A 24,509-nucleotide genomic window follows, 5' to 3' on the forward strand; every position below is an offset into this window, starting at 1 on the left:
TCTCCGGGAGCTGGTGAATTGGGGAGCCGCGTCAATATGTGAGTGACTAGGCGCGCACGGCTACGACCGCTGTCCCATAGCAGAGAACTTCCGTCACGCCGGACATGACCTCGGTGGCATCATAATGAATTGCGACAACGGCATTCGCGCCCAGCTCCTGGGCGTGCCTCAGCATCAGCTCGAAGGCCTCCGCCCGCGTCTTCTCACACAACTCGGTGAGCAGCGTGATATTGCCGCCGATGAGTGTCTGTAGCGATGCCCCGACTGTGCCCAGAATGGAGCGGGATCGCACTGTGACGCCCCTGACCACGCCGAGCGTCTGGGTGGCACGATAGCCCTCCAGAGTCATCGCGGTCGTCGTCATGTCGTGCGCTATTGGTCGCATGCCCATTTCTGTTCTCCGGGTCTCAGGCCTCGATTTGACGGCGCGTCGGGTGCGGCATATCCTCCGCTGAACACGAAGGAACGCAAAAGGAGAGCGAGATGCAAGCAGAGGTTCGGCACGTGCTCCGCCCGGGTAACGGGTAGCGCGTAACCCTTACCAGTGCCCCCATCCGGTCCCATACTCCCGGCCACTCATCGCATTTCCTCTCCAAACCGTCTCATGCAGCTATCACGTCTTCTCGCACTGCTCGCGCTAGTCAGCGCCTGCACCACCTCTCCATCGAGTGACATCGCGTCCACTACGGAAGCGCCGCGGCTTCCCACTGGCGTGCGCCTCGATCCCGCGGGCAAGATCGCCGATGTGGGGTCGTTGCCTCTCGCACTCGTTCCTTCTCCCGACGGGCGCCGCATCGTGCTGCTGCTCAATGGATACAGGGACCAGGGAGTGCAGATCGTTGACCGGGCCACCGGACAGGTCACGCAGACGCTCGTACAACCCGCTGCATTCCTTGGGCTCGCGTTCAGCCCCGATGGCAAGCGGCTGTACGCTTCAGGTGGTGACGAAGACGTAGTGTACGCCTACGACTGGGCAAATGGCGCTGCTACACCGGCCGACACGTTCGTCCTCGCGAAAAAAGAAAAAGGAAAGTCAGGAACGAAATATCCCGGAGGCATCGGCATGTCGCCCAACGGGAAAACGATGTACGTGGCGGAGAATCTCGCGGACTCGCTGGTGGTGGTGGACATTGCGACCGGGAGGGTGACGCAGCGGTTCGCGACCGAGCGGTATCCGTACGGCGTGGCTGTGGCGCCGGATGGAACTGTCTATGTGTCGGCGTGGGGTGGTTCCACGGTCTCGGTGTTCACCCCTTCGGGTGAAACCGTTGTTAGCGCCGGCCGCATCACGGTGGGACGCCATCCTTCGGCGCTGCTGCTGAATCACGATGGCTCGCGGCTGTTCGCGGCATCGGGAAGTACCGACCGCATTGCTGTAGTGGATACGCGCGAGCGCAAAGTCATCATGCAGCTCATGGATGCACCGCCCGCCGGACCGAGCGAAGGAAGCACGCCGAACGCGCTGGCATTGTCGCCTGACGGCCACCGGCTGTTCGTCGCCGAAGGCGACAACAACGCCGTCGGCGTGTTCGATCTTTCGCCCGCAATCTCTGGAGTCCCCACTGCGACAGGCAATAACCGACTGGCCGGGCGAATTCCGGCTGGCTGGTATCCCGCCGCGCTGATGGCTACGCGCGATTCACTGTTCGTCGCGAACGCCAAGGGGCGCGGCACGGGCCCGAATCCTGGTGGACCGGACCCGCTCAATGGACGTAGCACCAACCCTCGTCTCTACACGCTCGGCCAGCTTTCGGGAACGGTGATGATGATAGACGCCGCCCGCGCCACTTCCGCCGAGCTGGCGCAGTACTCGGCGCGAGTCGAGCGCGCGAACGGCTGGAATGTCGCACGGCCGGGCGCAAGCTATCCGCCGATCGAGCATGTCATCTATGTCATCAAGGAGAATCGCACCTACGATCAGGTATTGGGCGACCTGCGCCAGGCGGACGGCGATACCTCGCTGCTCTTCTTCCCACGACCGGTGTCGCCGAATCATCACGCGCTCGCCGAGCGGTTCGGCATCTTCGACCGGTTTTTCGTGAACGCGGAGGTGAGTCCGGACGGGCACAACTGGTCCACCGCCGCGTATGCGTCCGACTATCTGCAGAAGACCGTTCCGTCGAATTACTCGAGACGTGGACGGAGTTACGATTACGAGGGGACCAATCGCGGAAAGATTCCTGACGATGATGTGGCGGAGCCGGGGTCCGGTTATCTGTGGAATCTCGCGCAGAAGTCAGGGATCACCTTCCGGAACTACGGCGAGTTCGTGATTCCGCTCGACTTCCTGCCGGATGGCTCGAGGCCTCCGGGATATCGCGCCAACAAGCCATACCTGGCCGCCAACACCAATCAGGATTATCCCGGCTTCAGCATGGAGATCCCCGACCAGAAGCGGGCGGATATATGGATCGCCGAGCTGCAGAAGTTCGAGCGCGATGGCAAGATGCCGGCGCTCGAGATCATACGGCTGCCGAACGACCATACGTCGGGTGCCTCGGCTGGCAAGCCGACGCCGAGGGCGTTCATGGCGGATAATGATCTCGCGCTGGGGCGGATGATCGAAGCGTTGTCGAAGACCCAGTTCTGGAAGAGCACGGCCGTGTTCGTGCTCGAGGACGATGCGCAGAACGGTTCGGATCACGTGGATTCGCACAGGTCGCCGATGCTCGTGATATCGCCGTGGTCGCGCGGTGGGGTCGTGCACCGATTCATCAACACGACCGATGTGATCGCGACGATCGAGGAGCTGTTGAAGCTCGGGACGATGTCGCAGTTCGATCACTTCGGCCGCCCGTTGAGAGATATCTGGGCATCGAAGCCCGACGTCACGCCCTATGTGGCGCTCGTGCCGGCGGTGTCGCTCGACGAGCGGAATCCGAGAGTCGGAATCGGCGCGGAAGAATCGAAGAAGCTCGCGCTTGAGAAGGAAGACATCGCGGACGAGGAGCTGTTCAATCGAATCCTGTGGCGCGCGATCAAGGGCGACGCGCGCTCATGGCCCGGAACCAAGAGAATGTCCGCGCGGGAGATGATGGTCAGTCCTGCTCGATAGGTCCCCGGTCCGCGTGTCATCAGCGCCTTCAGTCATGGAGTCCACTGCATCGCGCACCGCCGCAAGCGCGCTGCAGCGCGGCTCGAATGCCTGCGCTACGTCGTCTGCGTGAACGTGTTGCAGCGTGGCCATTCCATCTTCGGGGAGGGCAACCTTGTCGCCGCGCGCGAGCCGCTCGAACACGGTCACGTCGAGATTCCCCGCGGGGTTGATCGGTGGCCAGCCTCTGCCGGTGATATGGCCGGGATGCAGCACCGACGCGGGAAAGCCGGCGCGAGCCTCGTCGAGCAGGAACCGCTCGATCTGCGCCTTTCGAATGCCGTATTCACCGAACGGCTTGCGCGGAGCGGTCTCGTCATACGGACGCGACTGCGGCACACCGTGCACCCACAACGTTCCGCAATGAATGAAGAGCTTCACTCGATTCCGCAGCGCATCCACGATGTGTGTCGCTGAGCCGAGATCGAAACAGGTCAAATCCACGACCACGTCGGGCTCGAGAGAAGCCATGGCCTTTCCGAACGACCCGTTCCGCTCCGCTTCGACACGATCCATCACAACAAGGCGAGTGGATTGCCACGCAGGGGATTCGTGGTAAGGCTGCCGCAAGCCACGACTGACTCCCACGACCTCATGCCCCGCCGCTACGAGCCGCGGTACAAGGTAGGTGCCGATGTGACCTGTAGCGCCAACGATCAGGATGCGCATCGCAACACTGCGGCATCCCGCTTCATCGGTGGTGCTCTGCGATGTTCACCGCGATCGTCCGCCACTTGCCCTGATTGAACCTCATGACGCTCAATGCGCACCGTGTCGCGTGGCCCGCCAGAATCGCCAGCCAGATATCTATCGGATCCAGCGTGCTCACTCTCCTGATCACGAAACACGCACCGAGTGGCACGATGATCTGCGAGACGATGGAGATGTAGAACGGGCTCCTGGTGTCCCCGGTTCCCTGCAGCCCGCCGGTGTACGCGAGCGCGACGGAGACGAGCAGTCCCGAAACGCTCAGCACGTGCAGCAGGCTTACGGCGATTTCCACCACGCCCGGCTGATTCATCCCGAATATCTCGAGCAGTTGGCGCGGCAGGAACAGGAAGAAGAGGCCGATGAACGCGGCGCCGGTGAACGCGATTCGCGCGGCGACGTGAACGCCTTCCCTGGCACGCTCGGGATTCCGGGCGCCGAGGTTCTGCCCGGCGACGGCGGATGCGGCGCCGAGCAGTCCGACGGAGGTCCACGTGATCAGCGAGAAGAGCTGCGAGTACGACACGGCGAACGCCGCTTGCGCCTCGGCGCTTTGCGCCAGTGAGCCGACGAACGACAGCATCAGGAGACCGCCGATGTTCATCGCGATTCCCTGAAGTCCCGTCGGCAGGCCGAACTTGAACAGCGACTTGATGATCCCCCAATCCGGCCCGAACCCGTGCTTGCGCGGAAATGAAACCACCCATCCTCCGCTCCACAGTTTCCAGAGCGAGTACACGCCGAGGATGTTGGACGCAAGCACGGTCCCCATCGCTGCGCCGGCGGTGCCGTACGCGGGGATCGGACCGAGCCCGCGAATGAGCACGATATTGAACGCGATGTTCATCAGCGTCATCACGATTCCCATCATCATGGGAGTTCGCGCGTCACCGGCTGAGCGGAGTGCGCCGCTGAGCATGAAGAAGACGAGCATGCCGCTCGAGAAGACGAGCATGATGCGCAGGAACGGGAGCGCTTGCGCCTGAACTTCTGGCGCAGCGTTGACCAGTCGAAGGAGCGTCGGAGCAGCGAAATAGCCGACGGGTGCGAGGACGCCGACCGAGATCGCGGTCGCAGTGAGGAATGCCTGATAGACCGTGCGGTCGGCCATCTCTTCATTGCCGGCGCCGACGAATCGCGCGACGAGCACGCTCATGCCAGTGAACACCGACATGATGAAGACGATGATGACGATCCAGATCTGATTCGCCACTCCGATGCCGGCGTTTGCGTTGTAGCCGACGAGGTGGCCAACCATGATGTTGTCAATGATTCCCTGGAGTCCGCCGAAGATGTTCGTGAGCATCGTCGGCCACGCGAGCTTCCACACCGCGGGGAGAAGGGGGCCTTCGACGATGGAGCGGTCGTAGCGGGAGCGCGCAGGCGCGACGGCCGGCGCGGGCGAAGTGGGTGTTTCCGGCGGTGTCAGAGCCGGAGAGGGAACATCGGCGGCTGGCTGCGTCACCCCATGAATCTACGGGTCGAGCCCCGTCGAAGCATTGGGTTGAACCTGTCGGTCAGATCACGCTGGCAGGCATCACGATTTCGATTTTCATCGCGGCCCCATTCGCGAGAGTGTTGTGCGCGGGACAGCTCCTTACGACCCGTTCCAGCATCGGCGTGTATTGTTCCGGTAGATCGGCGGGCATCAGCACTCGCACGACAAACTCTCCGACGCGTGCCGGATTCTTTTCGCCACGCTGCTCTACCTCCACCCGCATTCCCTCATACGGAAGCGCCCGGGCATGGCAGAACTGCTGGACGTAGAAGGCGATGCAGCTTCCCAGGGATGCACCGAGCAGCTCGATCGGCGTCGGTCCGGAATCCGTCCCACCCGCACGCTCCGGCTGGTCTGTCACTATGCGGTGCGAACGCACCTTGGCGGCGAATTGCATCCCGCCCTCGTGGGTGATCACTATCGGTGCGCGAATGTTGCCCTCTTTCATTGGAACCCGCCTTTAAGAAGTAGAATGCTCTTGCCCGTCATGATCGCAGGCAGCCAGCAGCACTCTCGCGTCAACCGCAATTGCGCCGCTGGCCGAGGCGACCAGCGGATTGATGTCCAGCTCCTCTATCTCCGGGAAATCCACGCCGAGCCTTGCCACGCGAACGAGCACGTCCCCCACGGCGTCCCGGTCGGCCGCGGGTTGTCCACGGAGCGCATCGAGAATCGAAGCGCCCCGAAGCTCCGACAGCATCTCGCTCGCGTCGAGCGCGTCTATGGGCGCGAGGCGGAAGGTCACGTCGCGAAGCACCTCGACGAACACGCCGCCCAGGCCGGCCATGACGAGCGCACCGAATCCCGGCTGACGCGTGATGCCGGCGATGAGCTCGCGACCTGGAGCCAACTGCCTTTGCACGAGAACACCCTCGATCTCCGCGTCCGGCACCGCTGCCCGCGCGGACTCGAAAATTTCGTCGTACGCCATCCTGACGTCGCTCGCAGTGTTCAAATGCAGTCGCACTCCACCGACATCGGTCTTATGAACTATCTGCGGCGAGACGATCTTGAGAACGATCGGCCAGCCGGCTTCTTCCGCAAGCTCGGCTGCCTCCGCCGCGCTTCTGGCGAGCCTCGCGCGTACAGTCGGTATTCCATAGGCCTCAATCACTGCGAGTGCTTCACCTTCACTCAGCTTGAGCTCGCCTCTCGCCCTGACGCCAGCGAGGATCTCACGCACGACATTCATGTTCACAGAAAGCGCGGAAGCGTCCGGGATCGCGCGCGCCGGGCGACGGTACCACTCGCTTTGCCTGATAAGCGCGCCAACCGCTCTCGCCGCCGATTCGGGAAAGACGTACGCAGGAACTCCGCAGGTCAGCAGCTCCGCTTTCCCCTGTGGAAGTCCCGCACGACCCATCAGAACCGACACGACGGGCTTGGTCGGATGCTGTATGGCGGCCGCGCCGATGGCTTCCGCGACTTCCTCCGTACGAACGCCCAGCGGCGGAGTGAAAATCGCGACTGCCATGTCCACGCCGCTGTCCTCGAGAATCGCATCGAGGGCCGTCCGATATCCCTGCGCATTGGCGGAAGCGATCATGTCGAGCGGATTGCGGATTGACGCCTCCGGCGGATACAGCGGCAGAAGCCTAGCCACTGTTTCCGGTTGAAAGTCCACGAGGTCCACGTTGTAGTCGCCGAGCGCATCAGCGGCGAGGACCCCCGGACCTCCTGAATTGGTGAGGACGGCCGTGCGTCTGCCGCGCGGCGGCTTGAGCACAGAGAGCGCCATCGCGATGTCGAAGAGCTCTTCGACAGAACGTGCGCGAAGCACACCCGCCTGCGTCAGCAGTGCATCCACGGCAGTATCGCTGGCCGCGAGCGCGCCCGTGTGGCTCGATGCCGCGCGCGCACCAACCACTGAGCGCCCCGCTTTGACGACGACGATCGGCTTGTGTGGCGTGATGCGGCCGGCAATCTCGAGAAAACGGCGCGGATTCCCGAAGTTCTCGGCGTACATGAGAATGAGCTCGACCGCCGGGTCGTGCTCCCACTGAAGCAGAAGGTCGTTGCCGCTGACGTCCGGCTTGTTGCCCATGGACACGAACTGCCCGATCCCTATCCCCAGCTCTGTCGCGTAGTCGAGCACGCTGACGCCGAGCGCTCCCGACTGTGACACGAACGCCGCCTTCCCGCCGGGGGGCATCAGCGGCGCAAACGTCCCGTTCATTCGGAAGTTCGGATCCGTATTTATCACGCCCATGCAATTCGGCCCGATCATCCGCATTCCATGGCGGCGAACCGTCTCCATGAGCTGCCGCTCACGCTCTACTCCGTCGCCCCCAACTTCGCGGAAGCCCGCCGAGATCACGATCAATCCTTTCACGCCGTTGGCGCCACATTCCTCGGCGACGTCGTTGACGCGCTCCTTTGGTACGCACACGATCGCGCAATCCACCGGCGACGGGAGCGAGGAGAGATTCGGCCACGCGTGCATGGAGTTGACCGCCGTCGCTCTCGGATTTACCGGATAGACCGAGCCGGTGAACCCGTGTGCCACCAGATTGGCCACGATCTGGTTACCGATCGTGTTTGGTTGACGGGATGCGCCGACGACGGCGATGGAGGTTGGCTTGAGCAGCGCGTCGAGGGCGCCGTTCGGGCTTACATCGTTCATTCAGCCCCTTCAGCCGCTATGGCGTCTGCCTTTGTCTTGTGGACCGTGCCGTCGGGATGATTGGGAGGAGAATAGATCGTGTAGAGCCGCAGCGCTTTCGTGGACGATGTATTGATGACGTTGTGGCGTGTGCCCGCTGGCACTACTACCGCGTCGCCATTGCCGACGACGTATTCCTCCTTCCCGTCGAAAACGAATTTCGCCCCGCCTTCTTCCAGTCGGAAAAACTGGTCTACGGCTGCGTGCACTTCGTCGCCGATCTCCTCGCCCGGCTGCAGACACATGACGACAACCTGGCTGTGCTTGCCCGTGAACAGCACTTGGCGGAAGAAGGGATTGTTCAGCGTCGCTTTTTCGATTGATCCAACGTAGCCCGTCATCGTGTGCCCCCAATCAGTTAGCGGTTGCCTGTCTCACCCATGACGATACGGGTGCTACGGGGCGCTTTCAGTCGGGACATGGCCGCAAGTGCGGTGAGGGAACCCCTGACGCCGCCCATCGGCAAGAATGGTAACCTATCATTCTTACGGCAGGACGGCTATCTTTGTTACGGCTAAACGGTTGGCCTATCTTACGGAAAAACGGTCGGCCAGTCCTACGGCAGAAGGATGGACACACTGAAGCAGGAGAAGGGCAAATGGCTGGTTCACCACGCAAGCGAACGGCTCCCGACAAGGCCGGGCGCAGGTCCACTCCGGCGGAGGATGCCAGAAAATGGTGGGGCCGGCACGCCAGGGCCCATCGCTATGTCGTTTCATCAGCCGAAGCACCCTCGGCTGGCGTCGCAACGGTGTTGCGGCAGGAAGGCCTTGTAATGGAAGTTGCCGGCCGACGCACGTGGATCCTTGTCCCTCAGCCTCCTCAGGATCGGCGAGCGGTTTTTCTGTCCAACTATTGGCCGGTAGTGGAAAATGTATTGACCCGCTACAACCCGTCAGCCGTAGTGGGCCTCGAAGCCGTGAAACTGCACCTCGGCGACTTCACCGCGCCCGACATACTTCCGGTTCAGCAGGGTGCGAACCGAAGCGAGTATCTCCTCGAGCTCGAGCCGGGGTTCTCACTTCGGTTGAGACCGCGCGATATCACCGGCGTGAAGGCTCAGGAGCTGGAGGCACCCGGCGGAGCGAGAATTCGCGTTCTGTGCGCGGCCGATCTTCTCGCGACGCTGGATGAGCCTGAGGTGGCCGATGGAGTCGAGCCCGTCACGGCCTGGCTGCGCCACCTGGTGATTCGCACTCCGGACCTCGAACGAGCGACCAGCGAATGGCCACGTCCTCAGGTGCTCCGGCGACTCGCTGATGTATCTGCAGCAATAGACAACAAGCCGCTCGCAAGACAACTGGACGCAGCCGCTCGCCGAATTTCCACACGCTCGGCGCCTCCTTCGCGGACGGGCGTCGGAAGCCGGATCATCATTCCACCCGCAATCCTTGCACAGCCGCGAGCATCGGGATCGCCGTGGCTCGACGAGCAGGCAATGCGCCTCGAGCGGCAGAGTGCGGACATATCGAAGCTTCTCGGGTCACGGATCGCTGCGCTCCCTTCATTCAGGCTTCAGCACCTGATTGCGAACGCTGTCCAGTCGAAGGCATATGACGCCTATCACAGCACGACGATGGAGGGCTATCGCATATCGCTGGATGTAGTCGATGCCATTGTGCGCGGCGATCCACCACAGGACGGGCCACAGGACGAGACAAGCCTGAGAGCGGCCATGGCCGTACAGGGTTACTCCGTTGCCTTCGACAGCGTGCTCGTGCGTGCGAAGAACCGCTCGCCGGTTACCGGCTCACTGATCCTGGACTTGTACGAGGATCTTTTCCGGCCGTCCGTGGATGCGGGAATAGTCGAGCCTGGTGAGCTGAGAGGATGGCGCACCAGCTCTGTCTCTCTCAAAGGCTGGCGCCATGTTCCGCCGAATGCGCGAAAGATCCGTGATCTGATAGATGGCTTGGAGACATTTGCCGCAGAATCAGAAATTGACCCAGTGACACGAGCGTTCCTCGTGCATCTGGAATTCGTGACCATTCATCCTTTCCTCGACGGCAATGGGCGGCTTGGACGGTTGCTGATGAATCTCGAGCTGCTTTCCGGCGGATTGCCGTGGGTGACGGTTCGAGCGGATGAGCGGAATGCGTTCTTCCGGGCGATCGAGAGCGCACAGGTGGACAATGACACTGAACCGTTCATCCGGTATCTCTGGCATCTGCTTCGCCAATCCATTCACGATATGGAGAACAGCGTGAAGCAGAAACGGGGCGGCGCACGCAGACGAAAATGAAGGGCCCGGATGTCTTATGGGTCTATCGCTCGACGATGCGGAACGGCATCGGCGGCGTTTCGAGCGGATCGCCTTCGACCAGCAGAAAGCCACGTGCGATGTAGTCGCCCGCATTGACCCACCCGTTGCAGGCCGGAGCAGATGGATCCGTGTGCTCCGGCGTGAGAGTCGATTCCGCTGATAAGGCTCTACTGCACAGCGTTGATAGGTCCCAACTCGTCCCGGATCTGCTTGAAAGGGCTGAAGACGAACAGCGTGCCGCTCGAGTTCCCACCCCAGAGGATTCCAACCATCTGCACCTTGCTCCCTCCGGTAATCCGGAATACGTCCGATCCGCTGTCGCCGGCACCGACGACGACCGCGCCGCCAGCATCCTGTACGAACGTCTGGCAAAGCAGCGCGACGTTGGAGCCCGACACGTTCGTGTTCACGCAGGTGTTCGTGACTCTGCCCTGAGTCCAGCCCGTCGTGCGGCCGACCTTGTTGACGGTCGCCCCAATGGCAAAGCTCGTCGTCGTGTTGTCCTGCGTCGTGACTGTGAACGAGCCAGCCACGTCGAGGCTGCTGTTATTCGGCCCCGATGTCATCGCAATTGCGCCGCGGGTGGAGCTTACGCCCGTGCTGTAGAGTGCGCGCGCGGCGTCGCTGTAACGGCACTTCCGCCCGCGCGGGCAGGCACCACCTTTGAAGTACCTGGGATCTTCGACTTCGGTGGCGATCACCGTCGGGTCGGTCGTACTGACTGGCTGGTAATACTGTGTACCTTCGACACCGCCCTGGGTGTTGGTGCAGTGCGATGCCGTGATGAAGGAGCGCTCGGCGCCGTCGTCGGCATTGAAGCCAAGTGAGCACAGATACTGGCCGAAGTGGATCTGGATTCCGGCCTGCGTTGGGCTCCAGCTGCTGCGGAGCGTCGCGACGAAACTGACGACAGCGGCGGCGCCAGAATTGAACTCCACTTGGCGAGCTTGTAGTTCATGGTTTCCTCAACGAAGGAGTGAAACGAGCCGTGGTGCCCTGCATACCAGGGGCGCGTCTCGGAGAGGGAACTGGAGCAGGTCGCGGAACTTCTCGCGGTCAGATCAGGTGCACCGGCAGGTGCGCATTTAGAGTATTGCCCCGGTTCCTCCATTCATCAATCTCTGTTATCGGTCGAAGTACGCGAGAGAGCGAGTCACCAGCCATTTCCCGGCTATTCGTCTGACTTCCAATACTCCGATAGGACCGAAGGGCAACGGCACTGACTCTCCGCGGGGCGTAATGTGGCAGGTGCCCGACCATACCACCTCGGCCCGATCATCCATGACCTTTGTTAGTGTGAGCTTGACCAGCAGCCCCGTGACTTGATCCTTGCCTGCGGGGCCGCCGCACAATGCCAGCGACGACGTCGCGCTGATCGTGTATCCTCGGCGCTGGGCCGCGGGCCTGAGTGCCTGCGCCGTCAGCGTATCAGCGACAAGGAGTCGCGGATCCGGCGACGCGAGGAATGCGAGCACGGTATCGGCGCTGGCAGCCAGAATTTCAGCGGCTGTGGAACGGTGAGGCGCGAGCCTAGGCGAAGGCGATGGTGCACAGCCAAGGCAAACAGCCACAGCAAGTGCCCAGCGGATCCTCACCATGTCCTAATGTAGCCTCAACAACGAGTCGATCTTCTGGATAGCATGCTCGTTGCTCCGCCGACACCTGCTCGGCCTCGCCTTGCCGTCTCCCGCGGTGAGCGATGCATCCATCCAATCGCGCGCCACTTTGGACAAGAGCCATCCCAGTGGAGGTGAAACGATTCGCTCTTTCGCTCGCTGCCGGCGCTCGCTGGACCCGAGGAGCTCGGCGCTATCCGGATTGGAGCTGTCGTCCGCAAGCAGGGATTCGCAGACATTGAGCTGTATGAAGTGAACGCTGTCCACGTCGGCGATATCCGCGCGAGCGAGAGACCCTCGCGCATCCCGGGTTCCGAGGAGGGCGCGTATCGGCCCGAACCACTCGACGACGGCGGAGTGCCTGGTCGTCAGAACGGTATCGCCTGCGCCGCCGTCCCTGCACGATACGGGATCGTTGCACAGGTACAGAACGATTGGCTTGAGCCGGGGACTCCCTCCGGTGGCCGCGCGATTTTGCATGATGACATCGAGCACTTCGCGCAGCGTCGCAAGTCCGGAGTTCTCGAAGTAGCCGCCATCCACCAGGTGTCCGTACTCCGCGCTGTCACTGCGCTGAATGCGCCCCGGCGGGCTGACGTATGTAAAGCGCGCGCTGTTGTGAACCGCCGTTGACAACGGCAGGTCGGACTGAAGAATGTCGAGCAGATCCCGCGAATCGTGCATCGTCCGTGACGAGCTCCCCGGCGGAGGCGTTGAATCCCCGCGCACGATGGCCGCATATACCGCCGCGCCGAGACTGCCGCCCGATACGCCGGAGATGGCGAAGACGTGGCGATTGAACGAGTGATTCCTGTTCTGGATTGCAGCGAGCGAAGTCGCCGTCCAGTACGCTGCCCTGAGACCGCCGCCGGCGGCAGCCACCAGGATCACCGGGCTCGGAGTCTGTGAAGAGTCCGCGGCACGCCATTGGCTCAGCCGAGTGGCGATGTCTGGACGATCGGCGACCATCTCGCGCCCGGTGTTCAGCTTTCGGATCACGTGATTCTCGTTCCAGACGCTGAACAGCACCGCGAACGCGATCGCGATGGGAACGACGGGAACGCGGTACTTGCCGTAAACCCAGGCGGCGATGCTTCCATAGAAGACGACGCTGCTCGCGGCCATGGCCAGAATTACCAGAGACCCGAGACCCCGCGCGCTCTCGACCGGCCAGAAAGTGAAGACCGCAACCGCGATAACGCTCGCAAGCAATCCGGTCAATACGCCGCGCTTGATAGCACGGCCGAGCGCATTTGCGTCCACCGACGCAACCGCCTCGGCTTCGACGTGGCGCACTTCGTAGGCGAAGACGTCCTTCTTCAGGTCCAGCGAGCCACTTGCGGCCAGCTTGGGAAGCCTTTCCCGCACTATCGGGAGTATGCGCCTCTTCGCATTGCGCGCCGCAATTCGCCCGCGTCGCGAGTACACGTAGAGGTAGAACCCCCACGCGACGACGAGAAGCAGCCACGCCGTGACGCGAAGCAGCAGGAAGTCTCGCGGTACCGAATCGTACCGCCATGGCGGGATGAGGATGACGAAGGCAAGCAATCCTGCGATGACCGCTCGGCCGATCTGCTCGTCGAAGTGAGCGATGATCTTCCAGTAGCCGTGAACGAAGAGCCGTCCGACCAAGCGCGGCAGCGCAGGCCACCACCGGTTCGCCGCGAACGTCACCAGGTAGCCGGCCAGGGTAGCGGCAGTGAACAGGCCCAACGCCGCACCGGCGCGCGCGAATGCGGCGCCTCCGAGAGCGAGCACCGCAATTCCAAGCATTCGCGGAATGTGCTCGGCGAAGAACTCGTACCAGTTTCCGTCCTGGGGATCAGGATCACCGGCGAACCGGAGCTGGACGAGCTTGCGGCCGCAATACCACACTGTCTGCGCCGCGAAAGTCAGCGCGAGGAGTGCGCCGATTATTCGCCTTGTTGGACTATCGCCCTCGACAACGCGCTGGAGTATGTCCTGCCCCTGTGCAATCAGAAGCAGAGGAAGCGATCCCAGCACCACGGCGATTACGCTGAAGCGGAGTCTCCGCAGAACTGTGCCCCGCGAGCAGCTCAACAGCTCTCCGAGTATCGCCAGCGCGGACATCAGAACGAGTGCCCACTTGATCGCGGCGCCGAGCGATCCGATGCAGACCAGACCGGCGATGAAGAGAGAGTCGGCGGTCCAGCCGCGACCCAACAGCGTTGCACCGAGCCAGAGCGGAACGTTCTCGAAAAAAATGTCGACCGCACCGGCCGCAAGCGGTCCGAGTACGAAGAGATGATTACGGAACGGGAGCGGAACGCCCGTTGGCGATCCATCCGCGTTGAACCGGCGCTGTCGCTCCATCCATAGGAACACCGCGCACAGCCCGAGTGCGTAAGCGATTGGGAAGAGGACGTCCAGCGTGAGGAAGTTCCACTGAACGAAGGCGCGGCACTCGTCGCTTCGTATCAGTCCCAGCAGTGTGCTGAAGCGGTGTGCTGAGAACGTGAGCTCGATGTCAATGATTCGAACCGGGAGCTCGCCGCACTTCCGTTGCTCAAGCCATCCCATCGCGGCGACGACAATTGCGTTGAGGATCGCGAGAATCCCGACGACGCCGAGAGGACCGATGCGGCGCGCGAAGGAATCGAACCGGGACCGTGCGATGTTGGCCAGCTTGATGACCCAGTCCATGTCGGCCGACCCCGCGAGGTAGTGTATTTGCTGCCCCCCCTATTTCCTCACACTCGGGGGCGTTCCGCAATGCCTGTTTCGTTTACAGGACTCGTGAGTCCGCCGTTCTAAGACGCGAGTATCAGAAGCATTGCGACGAGCCCCGGAACGGCCTGCACGAAAAGAATCTTTCGGCTCTCCTGAGTCTCGGGGATTTGTTCGCTCACGATAGTGACGCCCATCAATCTCGTCCCGGGAATTGGTATCCGTGAGAGGCGGCAATGCGCAAAGCGGCCCGCTCATCCGCGAAGCATATTTGGGGTGCGGTTGAAACTGGACACCATTCTGGAATGGAGAGCACTTGAGACGTTCGAGCCCGATTGTCACTACCGCCCTATTGATCCTGGCTTCAGCATTTCCACTTGTTGCCCAGCAGGATCCGACGCTCTCACCGCCGGTCGCAGCTCGTGAGGCGCATGAGACTTCGATTCATGGCTACAAGCTGAGCGATGACTATTTCTGGCTGCGGCAGAAGACCAACCCCGCAGTCCGCGCATATCTGGATGCCGAGAATGCGTATACGGCCGCCATGATGAAGCATACCGAGGCGCTACAGCAGAGTCTGTATGATGAGATCACCGGGCACGTCAAACAGACCGACTTGAGCGTTCCCTATCGTCGTGGCGCTTATCTGTATTACTCGAAGACCGAAACCGGGAAGCAGTACCCCATATATGTCCGGAAGCCCGTAAAGGGTGGTCCCGAGCAGGTGCTTCTCGACCAGAACGAGATGGCCAAGGGACAAGGCTACTACTCCATTGGCGCTCGCGTGGTGAGCGATGACGACTCACTCCTCGCGTTTACTTTCGATAGCACCGGATACCGCCAGTACACGCTGCGCATCAAGAATCTTCGTACTGGACAGATGCTTCCCGACCGGGTTCCTCGTGTCGGAAGCGTCGTATGGTCCACCGATGGGCGCACGCTGTTCCTGACGACAGAGGATTCGATTACCAAGCGGTCGGATAAGTTCTGGCGCCATCCCGTCGGCGGCGCGACGATGAATCTGCTATTCGATGAGAAGGACGAGCTTTTCGACATCGGGGCTAATCGGTCCCTCGACAGGAAGATGATATTCCTTCAGAGCGCGGCGAAGACGTCATCCGAGATTCAGTACCTTCCTGCGGATAAGCCGTCAGCCGCGCTCACCGTGATGCTGCCGCGGGAGAACGGGCATGAGTACGATGCCGACTACGATGGTGGCCGTTTCTACATCCGGACGAACAAGGGCGCGAAGAACTTCCGTGTGGTGAGCGCGCCGGTCGCCGCGCCCGCGAAGTGGACCGAGGTCGTCGCCGGCAAACCCGACGTCAAGATTGCCGGCATGGAATTCTACCGCGATCATATCGTACTCTCCGAGCGCGAAGGCGGTCTTCCGTACCTGCGCATCATAGACAAGAAGACCGGGGCTTCGTACCGCATCGCGACACCAGAGCCTGCCTACTCCATGGCCATCGGCGCGAATGCCGAGTACGACACTCGTGTGATCCAGTATGTCTACAACTCGCTGGTCACTCCGTCCTCGACGTTCGAGTACGACATGTCGCGGAAAACCCGGAAGCTTCTCAAGCAGCAGGAGGTGCCGGGATACAGTGCGTCGGGCTACGAGTCGCGCCGCATCTGGGCCACGGCACGTGATGGAACGAAGGTGCCGATGGCTCTTGTGTACAAGAAGGGAACGAAGATGGATGGCTCCGCGCCAATGCTTCTCTATGCGTACGGATCCTATGGTTCCTCGCAGGATGCTGGCTTTTCATCGAACCGTCTCTCTTTGCTCGATCGCGGGTTCATCTGGGCCCTGGCGAACATCCGCGGCGGCGGTGAGCTGGGCGAGGAGTGGCGCGAAGCCGGACGCATGATGAACAAGATGAACACGTTCACCGATTTCATCGACGTAGGTGAATACCTCGTGAAGAATAAATACACGTCGAGTGACCGGTTGATGATTCAGGGAGGTTCGGCTGGCGGGTTGTTGATGGGCGCCGTAGTGAACATGAAGCCCGACCTTTTCAAGGCAGCGATTGCGGCCGTCCCGTTCGTCGACGTCATGAACACGATGCTCGACGCTTCCCTGCCCCTTACGACAAGCGAATACACCGAGTGGGGCAACCCGAACGAGAAACCGGCGTTCGATTACATGATGAAGTATTCGCCGTACGATAACGTCAAGGCGCAGTGGTATCCCAACATGCTGGTCGAAGTGTCGCTCAACGACAGCCAGGTGCCTTACTGGGAAGGAGCGAAGTTCGTGGCGAAACTGCGCGCCATGAAACAAGGTGACAACGTCTTACTCCTGAAGGCGAACATGGGTGCGGGACATGGCGGAGCATCGGGACGATATGACCGCTACCGGGAGATTGCCTTCGAGTACGCGTTCTTACTCAGTCAGGCGCCTTTCGTATCATCTAAAACTCCGGGCCCGATGCTCTAACCTCTTCACATCCAACTCCTTAAACCTCTTTCCCACCACATTCAGCACGTTCCCGTCTTTCTCGAATCTCCCCTGCACTACCACGAACGTCGCGAACTTAACGACCTCGCTGTTCTCTTCCACGAGGAAGCTCGGCACGACAACGTTGATGAACCCCCACTCATCCTCCAACAACAAAAAGATCGTCCCGTTGGCAGAAGCAGGCCGCTGACGAATCGTCACCAGACCCGCTACAACGATCGGCTCTCCGCCACGCAAATCACGTAAGCCGCGACTGTCCACAACGCCCGCCCGCCGTAGCCGCTCACGCATGTGCTGCATGGGATGCCCATTGATACTGACTCCCGTGGCGAAGTAGTCCAGATAAATAAGCTCGGTGGCTGACAATGCCCTTGGGCTGTGCATCTCTCGAGTGGCTGGAGCCAGAGGCAATGAGTCACCACACGCCCGCAACGCCTCCCACGCAGCCCGCCGCCGATCGGGCTCCCACGCCGCGAACGCACCAGCCCGCGCGAGATGCAGTGCATCCGCACGCCTGAGCTTCGCGCGCAGCACTACGTCTTCTATAGAAGTGAAAGGGCGGTCAGGGAAACGAGTGAGCCGCAACACATCCAACGTCTTCTCACCAAGGCCTCGGATATGCCGCCAGCCGACACGCAAAGCCGGCCCACCAGGATCGAGATACGAATCGGACATCACGCTCTCCATCCGCTCCGTCTCGTTCGTACGATCCACTCCCTCACGATCCAACGGCTCGATCGTACACTCCCACTCACCATCACGCATGCACGGGGGCCGCACCACAACGCCGTGCCGACGCGCATCGTGTATCAGAGTGGACGGCGGATAGAACCCCATCGGCCACGAGTTCAACAGCGCAGCAAAGAATTCCGCCGGATAATGCGCCTTGAGCCATGCGGTCGCATACGCGATCAGCGCAAAGCTCCACGCATGCGACTCCGGAAATCCATAATTCGCGAAGCTCTTTAGATCTTCGACGATTCCCGTTGCCACCGATTCGGACACTCCACGCTCCATCATCCGATCTCGCAACCGTCCGAGGGTCTCCATCAGCCGCCCGATCTTCCTCACATGACCCATCGTCCGCCTCAGCTCATCCGCCTCGGCCGCAGTGTATCCGCCGAGCACCATCGCGATCGCCATTGCCTGCTCCTGGAAGATCGGAATCCCCTGCGTTCTCTTCAAAATCGGCTCGAGCAACGGATGTGGATACATCACGGGCTCGAGCCCGCGGCGGCGCGCGGTGTACGGATGAACGAACTTCGCCTGGATGGGACCGGGACGGATCAGCGCCACCTGCACCACGATGTCGTACAGCCTGTCCGGCAGCGTATGCAGTATTGACGCGATCTGCGCGCGACTCTCGATCTGGAACGTCCCTATGGTCTCGCCGCGACAGATGAGGTCGTACGTCTTCTTGTCGCCCGCGGGCAGCTTGTACATCTGCGGCCGCTCGCCGGTGCGCACCTCGATGTAGTCGAACGCGCGCCGCACGAGCGACATCGCGCCAAGTCCCAGGAAGTCGAACTTGGGCACACCCACGGCGTCGAGGTCGTCCTTGTCGAACTGCACGATGGTGCGGCCCATGGTCGTGTGCTCGATGGGCATATAGTCGCCGAGCGGCATGGACGAGAGCACGAATCCGCCGACGTGCGTCGCGCGAAGCCGCGGCAGATCCTCGAACGCGGCCATCGCAGCGAGCATCGTCTTTCCTCTTGCGTTCTCGGCGTCGAATCCGAACCGAGCGCCAAGCTCCGTTCGGATTCGCTCTGCGCCCTCTCGCGGTTCATCGTAGTGCATGCGTTTGGACATGTCATTGATCAACTCCATCGGATACCCAAACGCGCGCATCGAATCGCGCAGCGCGTTGGGACCGCGATACGTCTGCACGATGCACGCGATGGCGGAGTGCGATCTCTCGTAGTGATCGTACATGTAGTCGAGGACTTCCTCGCGCCGGTCGTGCTCGATGTCCACGTCTATGTCGGGCGCTTCGGTCTGACCGTCCACTCGCTTCTCCGACAGGAACCTCTCGAAGAGCAATCCATTCGCGACAGGATCCACCGCAGTGACGGCGAGACAGTAGGCGACAGCGGAGTTGGCAGCGCTCCCGCGACCCTGGCAGAGAATGTTCTGCGACCGCGCGAACCGCACGGCGTCCCACATCACGAGAAAGAATCCGGAGAAGCCGAGCGTGGCGATGACGCGGAGCTCGTGCTCGATCTGGTTCTTCTGGGCGTCGCTTAAGGCTTCGCCCCACCGCTCCCGCGCGCCCTCATACACTTTCTCGCGCAGGAATTGGGTGTCGCTCACACCCGGCGGATTGGGGAACTTAGGCAAGGGGGGCCTGAGCCAGCTCAGATCGAAATCGCATTCGCTCGCGATCCGCTCGCTCTCCTCGAGCCCCTCCTCTCTTCCCTTCCACCTCTCCGCCATCTCGATCGGCGAAAGGAGCCGCCACTCCCCGTTGGGATGCAGCAGCCCCCGCGACATCGCCTTATCTATAGTTGTGTCGTACCTGAGCGCGGTGAGGATGTCGTGCACGAGCCGGCTCGACTGGTCGGCATATCGCGGATCGTTCACAGCGACCCACGGAATGTTCTGCTTCCCCGCGAGATCTATCAGCGCCGAAGCGAGCGCCGCCTCGCATCCGCCGGTGTGATGGAGCTGCACTTCCACCGCGAGCCGGTTGCCGAACACCTCGCGCCACTCGCTCAGCATCCGTGATGCAGTGGAGTACTCGCACGCCTGGATCTTCGCACCGATGGGACCGGAAGCGGGGCCGGTCAAAGCGAAAATGCCAGTGCTCCGTTCCGCGACATCCTTCCAGCTCACGCGCGGCCGTCCGCGCTTGTCGGCGCTCTGCCCTTTCACCCATCCGCGAAGCGATCCGACTCTCGCTCGAGTCACCAAAGCGCCGATGTTCCGCATCCCTCCCACATTGCACGCGTAAAAAGCGGCCGGACGCCCATCCACATTCAGCTCGACACCCACGACCGGCTTCACACCCTGACGCCGGCACTCGAGTGCGAAACGCACGACACCGCCCAGATCGGCGGTGTCGCTTATACCTATAGTATGGTGCCCCAGCTCTGCCGCTCTCTTTACGAGAGCTTCAGGCGTGAGTGCCCCATTGTTGAATGAGAATGCGGTGTGGGCTCGGAGCTCGATGGGCATGGGGTCCCAATGCTAATACCGAACAAACCCCGAAGCAAGAAGGAAGCCCGAGCCGCCAGCGCCGCCCTCCGAACAGGCACGGCGCTTTCACTTTAACTGCCCTCTTTCTTCACCGGATAATGATCATGTCAGGATCGATGATCACAGTGTCCGACGTCAAATTGTCGCGCACACAGATCGCGGTTACCGCGTATTGGTACTTCCTGCCGGCTTGAGTAGGATCCAGCGCCTGCGCCCCGGCTGGCTTCGCCTTGCTGCCCTTGTATGGGGTCTTTCTCTTGAACGGCCAGGGTTTACCAGTCTTCGCCAGAACCTGCATATCCGTAACGTTCGATGCGGCATCCAGTCTCCAATTGATCGAGTCACCGGGCCTGAGGCTGATAGACCAGGGAGTAAGGGAGAACGAGACACCGCGCCCCGCGAGGCAGTCTACTCTGGTGTCCACGTTAACAGTCTGGTAGCTGCCTTGTGCGTCAGCGGATCTTTTCGTTTCCACGACGGCGAAAACGAGAACAGCACCGCAGGTGAGCAGAACCTTCGCGCGCATTTGTCACTCCGGAGGAGAGAGCGACAACAGTGCAAGCGGCCGGATTGGAACGCAAGGACCGAACAATCGAGAGGTGCGTACGGAGCAGGGCTTGGGCTGTAGGCCCCGTTCAGACCGAACAGTTCAGCGCAGCCAGCGCTGACTGCCACTCCTCCTCGCTGATCGCCTTGCGCGCGCGGAAATTGATTCCGAGCGTACCGAACTTCGCGGCACTCGATGCCTGTGGTGCATCGGCATAAACGTCCACTCGCGACACGATCTCGAAATTCACGAACCCGGCAGCGACGACCGTCGCTTGAAGCTCCGCTTCGACCAGAGCACCGGCAATTCAGCCCTTCCACAGGTCTATGTCACGCCTCGCACCATCCCCGACGTCCTTCTCAACGAGAATGTCACCGATCTGAAGCCGTCCGCCTGGCTTCAGCACACGCGCCATCTCCTGAAGTCCCGCCATCTTGTCGGGGAAAAGATTGAGCACACCGTTCGAGATGACGACGTCGGCCCACGCATCCGCCACGGGAAGCGACTCGGCCAGACCATGATGGAAACGAACATTGCGAAACCCGCTGGCCTCGGCGCTCTCTCGCGCCCGATCGAGCAAACGAAGCGATGCTCTCTTCGGGCACTCCCGCGAGCCATTCATCCTCGTATCCGAGGATACCCGCGAGCCGACGACCCGTGTGGAAGTGGAAGCCCTGCTCCGGATCCTCCGCCACCATCGCGTACTCGTTCTGAATGGCGCGCCGAAGTTCCTGAATGTCGAGCCCTTCTGGCGCGCGACTCGCGCGCACCACCCGAGCGCTAGCTGACTCTGTCATTGGCCTCCACGGCCGGACATTGACGCCGAACTACCTTCGTCCATTGTATCGAGCGTTTGAACAGCGTCAAGACCGGCGAGTCATCGCCCCACGACCGATCAGAATGTATCGGCTCTCCGTGTCGGAATTGTCTCCGCGCGGTTGTCAAACCCCGAGCTCGAGACCAATCTCCCCACACAGCGCCTGCAACCTCTCGACCACACCCGAGTCTCCGTCCTGGCTGTCGCCCGCGGCCCGGACCAGCGTCCAAAGCGCCCTCAACAGATCGACGAGATGCGCGCGCTCGCGGAGAACGACTTCGCGGCGGCTCTGCATTCGCCGCACGAGATCGAGCTGGTGTCGCACGAGCTCGCGCAGCTCTGCACGCTCGCGTGTGTCTCCAGTTCCGCCGGACTCGAGCGCATCAAGCTGGGAAACGAGGCGATTCGCCTCCCCCGGACCGGCGTCGCGGGAAAGTGTAGCAAGCTCACTGTCGCGCTGGTCAATTGCCTTCAGCAGGCGCTCCGCCGCAGTCGCAGTTCGCAAGCCAGAGTCTCCCGTGCTGGCCGGGAGGAGTTGAAGCACCTCGCGAATGGCACGCAGATAGTCCGAAGGCGCATCGCGGTCCGGTACGCGCACCTTTCCCGAAGCGGGGGCGAGCAAACGTGTCAACGCCGGTTCATTCCATCCCGACGAAGCCAGTGTCGGACCAAGAAGCAGGCGCAGCGACTGGTCGAACGCGAGCCCTATGCGCCGCGCCCAGGCAAATCCCGACATGACAGCCAGCGAGCCGGCAATGAAGATCGCCCACTCCGCGACCTCGACCCACGATTCGTAAATCACCCCAGCGCCTGAAGAAATCCGTCCTCGCAGCAGAATGAGCAGAAGAAGTGCTGGACAGGATGCGATAAGGAGAACTCTCACTCCTTTGGCGATCCATGGCAGGCGGTCCCAGAGATCCGATGGCCGGCGAAGCGCGCGCGGCCACCACATGCCCCACCACTCGGGCGGCCACAATGCGATCCGCGCGAGGTCGAGGAATCTCATCGCGCGTCCCGCTCCATTCCACAGATGCAGGACGAGTCCGATCGGGACGATCAAGGCGACGAGAATCAGCAGCGCCCGCTCGCTGCCGGACCGCTCCGTGAGAAGCGCGAAGCCGGCCCATCCGGCCGCCCAGAGAAAAGCGTACGGACCGAAGCTCGGCAGATCACGAACTGCGTCCGGCAGGCGTTCGGCCGCAACGATGCTCTCGAGCGCTTCTCTCAGCGATCGCGCGTTCGCCCAGCGGTCCGCTCTGTCGCGAGCCATGCACTTGCGGACAACGGACGACAAGTCCGGCGGAATCGAAGAGACGAGCGCATCCACCGGCGTCGGATCTTCGACAAGTCGCCGGTAGATTGTCGCTGCGGCGGTCTCACTGCGGAACGGCTCGCGTCCCGTCAGCATCACATAGGCAACCGCTCCCAGAGAGTAGATGTCGCTCCGCTCGTCAATGTCCGGAGCACCGGTCACCTGCTCGGGCGACATGTAATCCGGCGTGCCCAATATGGCCCCTGTAGCCGTGAGGCTCTCGGCCGCACCCGGCATCTTCGAGATCCCGAAATCCGCGAGGATCGCGTGGCCGCTTTCGCTGTCGAGAAGGATGTTCGCGGGCTTGATGTCCCGGTGAATCACACCGTTCCGGTGCGCGCACTCCAGAGCGTCGGCCATCTCGCTGAAGATTCGATGCGCTTCAGTCCACGGCAGGAGACCCTCGCGTCGAATTCTCTCCCCGAGAGTTTCCCCGCGCACGTACGTCATCACGAAATACCAGAGGTTGTCTATCTCACCGAAGCTGTGCAGCCCGAGAATGCCGGGGTGAGAGAGCCGCGCCGCTATCCGGGCCTCCCGTCGAAAGCGCTCCCGATGGCCTTCGGCAACCGCGAGGTCGGGACGGAGGACCTTGATCGCGACGAACCGCTCGAGCGCCCGCTCTCTCGCCAGATACACGCACCCCATTCCACCACTTCCGAGAGGGCGGATGATCTCATACTGGTGCGCCAGCACACTCTCCAGAAGGCTTCGCAATGTCGCATCCTGCTCTGCGACCAGAGATCCCGCCGCCGAGGCGATGGCTGCCCGCGCTTCCGGCAGACTGTCGGCCGCGTCAGCGGCCGCGAGAAGAGACTCCACTTCCAGGCGAAGCTCCGCATCGTTCCCGCACGCGGAATGGAGCAGTTCCGTCCGTTCAGCTCCGGGCGCCTCCATCGCGAGAGCGACGATCGATTTGATCCGCTGCCAGCGCTCCAGACTCACGTGTCGCTCAGTTCCCGCCGGAGCCAGGCGCGCGCAACTGCCCACTCGCGTTTGACAGTAGCCGGAGAAATCCCGAGCGCCTCGGCCGTCTCATCGATGTTGAGACCCGTGAAATAGCGAAGCTCCACGACCCGCGCCTGGCCGGGGTCGAGCGTCGCAAGCTTCTCGAGCGCTTCGTGCAGCGCGAGTATGTCCACAGCGCTCGACGACGCGGATGCTTGCGACGCGTCGTGCACATCATCGAGCGTGATCGCGCGCGCTCCGCCGCCGCGTTTCTCGGAGCAGCGAGCCCGTGCGTGATCTACGAGGACCCGACGCATCACCTGCGCGGCCACGCCGAAGAACTGTGCGCGGTTCTGCCACCCGGCACGGCTCTGGTCCACCAGTCGGAGATAGACCTCGTTTACAAGCGCAGTCGGCTGAAGGGTGTGCCCCACTGCCTCTCCGCGCATTGCGCGTGCGGCCGCCCGATGCAGCTCGTCGTAAACGAGAGGCAGGAGCTGATCGGCGGCTGAGCTGTCCCCATTCCTCCATGCCGTCAGGAGTTGGGTCACATCCGAGCGCGCAGTCTGAGAAAATGGCGGCAGGGTCCCTCCTCCCCGAAGCCGACGATACGACCGCCCGGGAGTGGAGTCAACACATCTGTGCTACTGAGCTGATTTCCCCCCCCTTCCCGCGTTACTCCCTGGACCCA

The 24,509-nt window shown here is 62.0% G+C and carries 18 protein-coding genes; 3 read left to right on the plus strand and 15 right to left on the minus strand.

Features of this window, described 5'->3' with window-relative positions:
• Positions 1-46: 46 nt before the first annotated feature.
• Complete coding sequence (locus Q7S20_05835; GenBank protein MDO8501342.1) at positions 47-391, minus strand: YbjQ family protein; 345 nt, start codon at positions 389-391, stop codon at positions 47-49.
• Between the two features lie 153 nt (positions 392-544).
• Between Q7S20_05835 and Q7S20_05840 the strand changes: the two genes are divergently transcribed.
• Complete coding sequence (locus Q7S20_05840) at positions 545-3,055, plus strand: SMP-30/gluconolactonase/LRE family protein (protein ID MDO8501343.1); 2,511 nt, start codon at positions 545-547, stop codon at positions 3,053-3,055.
• On the opposite strand, the gene Q7S20_05845 is transcribed toward Q7S20_05840, so the two are convergent.
• From Q7S20_05845 to Q7S20_05865, 5 genes are read right to left on the minus strand one after another with little or no spacing between them, the layout of a single operon-like run.
• On the minus strand, positions 2,996-3,763 hold the full coding sequence (locus Q7S20_05845; protein ID MDO8501344.1) for an NAD-dependent epimerase/dehydratase family protein: 768 nt from the start codon (positions 3,761-3,763) through the stop codon (positions 2,996-2,998). The two genes, Q7S20_05840 and Q7S20_05845, sit on opposite strands and share 60 nt — an antisense overlap.
• Positions 3,764-3,785: 22 nt before the next feature.
• On the minus strand, positions 3,786-5,267 hold the full coding sequence (locus tag Q7S20_05850) for an MATE family efflux transporter (GenBank protein ID MDO8501345.1): 1,482 nt from the start codon (positions 5,265-5,267) through the stop codon (positions 3,786-3,788).
• A 52-nt stretch (positions 5,268-5,319) separates the two neighbouring features.
• On the minus strand, positions 5,320-5,748 hold the full coding sequence (locus Q7S20_05855; protein ID MDO8501346.1) for an OsmC family protein: 429 nt from the start codon (positions 5,746-5,748) through the stop codon (positions 5,320-5,322).
• 12 nt (positions 5,749-5,760) lie between these two features.
• Positions 5,761-7,923 (minus strand): acetate--CoA ligase family protein, encoded by a 2,163-nt coding sequence (locus tag Q7S20_05860; GenBank protein MDO8501347.1) that lies wholly within the window; start codon positions 7,921-7,923, stop codon positions 5,761-5,763.
• Entirely contained in the window at positions 7,920-8,303 is a 384-nt protein-coding gene (locus tag Q7S20_05865) for a cupin domain-containing protein (GenBank protein ID MDO8501348.1), read from the minus strand. Before Q7S20_05865 ends, Q7S20_05860 begins: the two co-directional genes overlap by 4 nt.
• Before the next feature lie 257 nt (positions 8,304-8,560).
• Between Q7S20_05865 and Q7S20_05870 the strand changes: the two genes are divergently transcribed.
• Positions 8,561-10,204, plus strand: a complete 1,644-nt coding sequence (locus tag Q7S20_05870; GenBank protein MDO8501349.1) for a Fic family protein — start codon at positions 8,561-8,563, stop codon at positions 10,202-10,204.
• Between the two features lie 188 nt (positions 10,205-10,392).
• Here Q7S20_05870 and Q7S20_05875 read toward each other — a convergent pair whose 3' ends face one another.
• From Q7S20_05875 to Q7S20_05885, 3 genes are all read right to left on the minus strand, one after another.
• Positions 10,393-11,163 carry a hypothetical protein gene (locus Q7S20_05875; protein MDO8501350.1) on the minus strand — a complete coding sequence of 257 codons (771 nt, stop codon included), beginning with the start codon at positions 11,161-11,163 and terminating at the stop codon, positions 10,393-10,395.
• A gap of 186 nt (positions 11,164-11,349) precedes the next feature.
• Positions 11,350-11,700: a hypothetical protein gene (locus Q7S20_05880; protein MDO8501351.1), complete on the minus strand. Its 351-nt coding sequence runs from the start codon at positions 11,698-11,700 to the stop codon at positions 11,350-11,352.
• A 126-nt stretch (positions 11,701-11,826) separates the two neighbouring features.
• Positions 11,827-14,505 carry a hypothetical protein gene (locus tag Q7S20_05885; protein ID MDO8501352.1) on the minus strand — a complete coding sequence of 893 codons (2,679 nt, stop codon included), beginning with the start codon at positions 14,503-14,505 and terminating at the stop codon, positions 11,827-11,829.
• Positions 14,506-14,881: 376 nt separating this feature from the next.
• Between Q7S20_05885 and Q7S20_05890 the strand changes: the two genes are divergently transcribed.
• Positions 14,882-16,975: a S9 family peptidase gene (locus Q7S20_05890; GenBank protein MDO8501353.1), complete on the plus strand. Its 2,094-nt coding sequence runs from the start codon at positions 14,882-14,884 to the stop codon at positions 16,973-16,975.
• Here the strand turns inward: Q7S20_05890 and Q7S20_05895 are convergent.
• From Q7S20_05895 to Q7S20_05920, 6 genes are all read right to left on the minus strand, one after another.
• Positions 16,946-20,173, minus strand: a complete 3,228-nt coding sequence (locus Q7S20_05895; protein ID MDO8501354.1) for an error-prone DNA polymerase — start codon at positions 20,171-20,173, stop codon at positions 16,946-16,948. The two genes, Q7S20_05890 and Q7S20_05895, sit on opposite strands and share 30 nt — an antisense overlap.
• Positions 20,174-20,282: 109 nt before the next feature.
• Complete coding sequence (locus tag Q7S20_05900) at positions 20,283-20,720, minus strand: hypothetical protein (protein MDO8501355.1); 438 nt, start codon at positions 20,718-20,720, stop codon at positions 20,283-20,285.
• A gap of 109 nt (positions 20,721-20,829) precedes the next feature.
• Positions 20,830-20,991 (minus strand): hypothetical protein, encoded by a 162-nt coding sequence (locus Q7S20_05905; protein MDO8501356.1) that lies wholly within the window; start codon positions 20,989-20,991, stop codon positions 20,830-20,832.
• 57 nt (positions 20,992-21,048) lie between these two features.
• On the minus strand, positions 21,049-21,363 hold the full coding sequence (locus Q7S20_05910) for a methyltransferase domain-containing protein (GenBank protein ID MDO8501357.1): 315 nt from the start codon (positions 21,361-21,363) through the stop codon (positions 21,049-21,051).
• A 319-nt stretch (positions 21,364-21,682) separates the two neighbouring features.
• Positions 21,683-23,815, minus strand: a complete 2,133-nt coding sequence (locus Q7S20_05915) for a serine/threonine-protein kinase (protein ID MDO8501358.1) — start codon at positions 23,813-23,815, stop codon at positions 21,683-21,685.
• The gene (locus Q7S20_05920) at positions 23,812-24,369 is read right to left on the minus strand and encodes a sigma-70 family RNA polymerase sigma factor (GenBank protein ID MDO8501359.1); all 558 of its coding nucleotides are present in this window, start codon (positions 24,367-24,369) and stop codon (positions 23,812-23,814) included. The genes Q7S20_05915 and Q7S20_05920 overlap by 4 nt, the downstream gene beginning before the upstream one ends.
• Between the last annotated feature and the right edge of the window lie 140 nt (positions 24,370-24,509).

The organism is Gemmatimonadaceae bacterium, from assembly GCA_030647905.1.
Lineage (GTDB): Bacteria > Gemmatimonadota > Gemmatimonadetes > Gemmatimonadales > Gemmatimonadaceae > UBA4720.

What these genes read in the sequence shown, in the direction of transcription:
- Q7S20_05845 (MDO8501344.1), bottom strand. Translation starts at nt 3,763, where the DNA reads ATGCGCATCCTGATCGTTGGCGCTACAGGTCACATCGGCACCTACCTT.
- Q7S20_05900 (MDO8501355.1), bottom strand. Translation starts at nt 20,720, where the DNA reads ATGCGCGCGAAGGTTCTGCTCACCTGCGGTGCTGTTCTCGTTTTCGCC.
- Q7S20_05860 (MDO8501347.1), bottom strand. Translation starts at nt 7,923, where the DNA reads ATGAACGATGTAAGCCCGAACGGCGCCCTCGACGCGCTGCTCAAGCCA.
- Q7S20_05910 (MDO8501357.1), bottom strand. Translation starts at nt 21,363, where the DNA reads ATGAATGGCTCGCGGGAGTGCCCGAAGAGAGCATCGCTTCGTTTGCTC.
- Q7S20_05865 (MDO8501348.1), bottom strand. Translation starts at nt 8,303, where the DNA reads ATGACGGGCTACGTTGGATCAATCGAAAAAGCGACGCTGAACAATCCC.
- Q7S20_05855 (MDO8501346.1), bottom strand. Translation starts at nt 5,748, where the DNA reads ATGAAAGAGGGCAACATTCGCGCACCGATAGTGATCACCCACGAGGGC.
- Q7S20_05885 (MDO8501352.1), bottom strand. Translation starts at nt 14,505, where the DNA reads ATGGACTGGGTCATCAAGCTGGCCAACATCGCACGGTCCCGGTTCGAT.
- Q7S20_05835 (MDO8501342.1), bottom strand. Translation starts at nt 391, where the DNA reads ATGGGCATGCGACCAATAGCGCACGACATGACGACGACCGCGATGACT.
- Q7S20_05870 (MDO8501349.1), top strand. Translation starts at nt 8,561, where the DNA reads ATGGCTGGTTCACCACGCAAGCGAACGGCTCCCGACAAGGCCGGGCGC.
- Q7S20_05895 (MDO8501354.1), bottom strand. Translation starts at nt 20,173, where the DNA reads ATGCCCATCGAGCTCCGAGCCCACACCGCATTCTCATTCAACAATGGG.